Annotated in this window: 4 protein-coding genes and 1 pseudogene; 3 read left to right on the top strand and 2 right to left on the bottom strand. The window is 43.5% G+C overall.

Features of this window, described 5'->3' with window-relative positions:
• Positions 1 to 292: pseudogene (locus IQ229_RS19795) on the bottom strand (HlyD family secretion protein); the annotation flags it as partial.
• 152 nt (positions 293 to 444) lie between these two features.
• On the opposite strand from IQ229_RS19795, the gene IQ229_RS19790 reads away from it, so the two are divergent.
• The 3 genes from IQ229_RS19790 (at position 445) to IQ229_RS19780 (ending at position 2,429) form a co-directional block, all read left to right on the top strand.
• Positions 445 to 648, top strand: a complete 204-nt coding sequence (locus IQ229_RS19790) for a hypothetical protein (protein WP_194046662.1) — start codon at positions 445 to 447, stop codon at positions 646 to 648.
• Between the two features lie 7 nt (positions 649 to 655).
• Positions 656 to 1,270 carry a TetR/AcrR family transcriptional regulator gene (locus IQ229_RS19785; protein WP_194046660.1) on the top strand — a complete coding sequence of 205 codons (615 nt, stop codon included), beginning with the start codon at positions 656 to 658 and terminating at the stop codon, positions 1,268 to 1,270.
• A 451-nt stretch (positions 1,271 to 1,721) separates the two neighbouring features.
• A complete protein-coding gene (locus IQ229_RS19780; RefSeq protein ID WP_194046658.1) occupies positions 1,722 to 2,429 on the top strand; it encodes a Crp/Fnr family transcriptional regulator in 708 nt (235 codons plus the stop codon).
• A gap of 15 nt (positions 2,430 to 2,444) precedes the next feature.
• Here the strand turns inward: IQ229_RS19780 and IQ229_RS19775 are convergent, their stop codons facing one another.
• Positions 2,445 to 3,068, bottom strand: coding sequence for a PAS domain-containing protein (locus tag IQ229_RS19775; RefSeq protein WP_228013587.1), 624 nt, complete (start codon positions 3,066 to 3,068; stop codon positions 2,445 to 2,447).
• Positions 3,069 to 3,302: the final 234 nt, after the last annotated feature.

Here is a 3,302-nt window from a genome sequence, read left to right as displayed (position 1 = left end):
CAATTACCTGCCCAGCTTTGACGCGATCGCCTTCTTTCACCAATAGTTGCTCTACCCGATTTCCTTCATTAGAAGAAGGCGCTGACAGTTTTATTATTTCTCCCTTTGGTTCTAACCGCCCTAATGCTGTTACTGTTTTTACCACAGGCTGAACTGCTACTGGTGCTTTTTGCTTTTCATTAGCTGTAGCCTGAAGCTTCATGACTGTATAAACACTGATTGCACCTATTGCTAGAGATGCAATTATTGCAAGTAGAAGAGGCGATCGCAAAAGATTCTGAGAAGACCTCAAACCCTCTGAATTCCTGTTTTCCCTCATCCTATTCCCCCTTAACACCAGTAGCAACCTGTACTAAACTGTCCAGTTCAATTTATGTTAAACTAAACGGACTAGTTTAGTCAATAGGACACAACTAAAATTGTCAATCAATTTGCAAAGGCATTATGCAAGGAAATGCTATTTCTGCCCCCCTTTTACTGAGCGCAGTCGTTGGCGTGGTCACTGAGCGCGAAGTGCAGCCTCTATTTGCGACACGCTGCGCGAACGTAGAGAAGTATGCCCCCTTCAACGAAGGGCATATTTATTTTCGCCATTTTGGGCTGGGGCATTTTGCAGCATCTATTAATATTGTTGATAAGAAAGGATAATTAATAAATGGTACGCATCAAAACTGACGAAGTTGATCGAGATAATTCCGTTGATAAAGTAGAGCAAATTCTGCAAGGTGCAATGCAAGAGTTTCTCCAAAATGGCTATGCTGGTACAAGCATGGATCGGGTAGCAGTAGCGGCAGGTGTTTCTAAAGCGACAGTCTACAGCCACTTTCAAGATAAAGAAGGACTTTTTAAAGTACTGTTAGAGCAACTGACAAGTAAAAAGAATAGCTCCATTTTTGGCACAGAACCGATTGAAGGAGAACCAGCCACTATACTGCGCCAAGTAGTCACCAAAGCATTAGATCAAATGCTTAACGACAAAGAACATAGTGCATTTATGCGAGTACTAATCGGGGAATCTGGGCGTTTTCCTGAGTTAGCTCAAATTTGTGTTCGGGTGATGATTAAGCCAGTAGCGGAAACTCTCACTCACTACTTGGCGGCTCCAGAATTAAAGATACCCGATCCAGAGGCGACAGCGAGAATTCTCTTAGGAGCATTGGTGCATTTTCATATTACTCAAAATGTGATGCATGGACAGGACATTGTACCAATGGAAAGCGAGCGCCTGATTAATGCCTTGACACACTTAATCACTAAATGCGCCGATTAGATTAGCTATTTCACAACGCTTGTTCGGTCGGAAGGTCAAATATCACCTTGATTAAGATCGTATCCGTCAAATTACCCATAATAAAAGTACCCCACCTCTAACCCCCTGACAGGAAGAGTTAAAGCACAGCTTTGGCTCTTTGGGGTTCTGCGGGTTTAATAAGTAATCAAGCAGACATCATATAACTTAACGCTGGGAAATTTGACCCGTATTTGTCATAAGTGAGAAATCCAGGGGCAGGATACAATAAGCAAAGGATACGTTTAATTAATACGGATTGCAAAAGTTTACTTGGCGTGAAAACCTTAAAAGGGTATCAGCTAATTATTAAAAAACTGCTGGCCAATATCTCTTCAAAATTGGCTAACCTCCCGTAGTTATGCTTATAAGTCTTCGGATGGCATACTTTAACAATATTAACAATAGTTAATAAACAAGCTCTAACAAAAATATGGCTACTGAAAACCTTCTGCTCGCCGCCCTGCCCCGCGACATATACAAGCAGATAGAAAACAAAATGCATGAGGTAGAGCTTTCATACGGTGAGATACTCAACCGACCCGGCGAAACCATCGAAGAAGTCTACTTCCCTCTCACCTGCCTAATCTCAGTCACCATCACAATGATGGACGGTAGCACGGTTGAAGCTGGAGTGGTTGGAAGCCGGGAGATGGTAGGGATCAACGCCTTCATGGGCGGGAGCGAGACGACGCAGACCGAGTACATCGTTCAGGTTCCTGGCAACGCCGTGAAAATGAAGGCACATCTGCTGCTCCATGAGTTTGACACCAATAAGTCGCTGCGGGACGTGATGCTGAAATACACGCAGGCTTATATCGCGCAAATCTCGCAGAATGTTGCCTGCAACCGCACTCATACTATAGAAAAACGCATGGCCCGTTGGTTGCTTGAGTCCAGTGACCGTCTCTACTCGGATGAACTGATCCTGTCCCATGAGTTCCTCTCCCATATGCTAGGCGTGCGCCGTTCTGGCATCACCGAAACGGCCCATCTCTTGGAGAAGAAAGGTCTGATCAAATGCAGCCGAAAGAAAATCCAAACCATTGATCGGCAGGGACTAGAAGAGGCTTCTTGTGAGTGTTATGGGGTAATTAAAAAAGAATACGATCGCCTGCTAAAGTTTAAGCTAGAGAAATAACAAATAAAGTCCTTCTCACCTTTCTAGCGACAATAGAGGCTGGTACGAGACGTGATGAATGTCGCGCACCATCCAGCGCAAGCCTGTTAACTTGCCTTTAGCATCGCGGATAGGAGCTACAGTCATAGCAGCCTCAAAAGGCTCACAGTCACGGGGCTGTATGCGTAATATCCACTCTTGCATATAGTCACACTCAGAACTGTGCATCTGGTTTAGTTGGGAACGAAACGCCTGACGTTCTTCTACTGCAATGAAACAAGCCAATGGTTTGTTTACCAAAAATTGCTGTTGAAGATTGAACAGTGTGGCAGTGGCACAATTAGCTGACTGAATTTTTCCTTGTGTGTCAGTCACCAAGTAAGCATTTGGTATGAACTCGAACAGGTCTTGGTAGCGCTTGTATTCCTCTCTAAGCCGTGCTTGTACATTTCCTAATTTTTGAGTTTGCTCGAATAGCTTCTGTGTAGCTATCTCTAGTATTTTTGAAGCAGTATCAAGTTCCTTCAAGGCTGCTAGCAGCAAATTGGCTTCTGGCTGTACTGTGGTGTTCGCATCTTGGTACAAGTTAGCTAAACGCCCTTGCAGTGACTCTAACTGCTGGGGAAACATATCTAGATTCATTATCAATTCAGGTGACATCTAAGTTTTAATCCCTGAATAGAAAGAGACTGTTAACCAATTCCTAATGGGTTTTATCCCACCAATCGTTCATTACTGGCTAAAACCCAATAACGAGAAGCTAAGGGATATTGCCATCCAAGAATTTGCTCCCAAGTTTCTTAGACGTTCGGGATTGCCTATATTTGAGTATTGTTTAAAGTTTAAAAAACTTTGCCGCTTCCAGTCAGTACGATTTCGTACAATATTATGTAA

It is taken from the genome of Nostoc cf. edaphicum LEGE 07299 (assembly GCF_015207245.1).
GTDB lineage: Bacteria > Cyanobacteriota > Cyanobacteriia > Cyanobacteriales > Nostocaceae > Nostoc > Nostoc edaphicum_B.
This window is presented reverse-complemented; position numbering and strand designations above follow the sequence as displayed.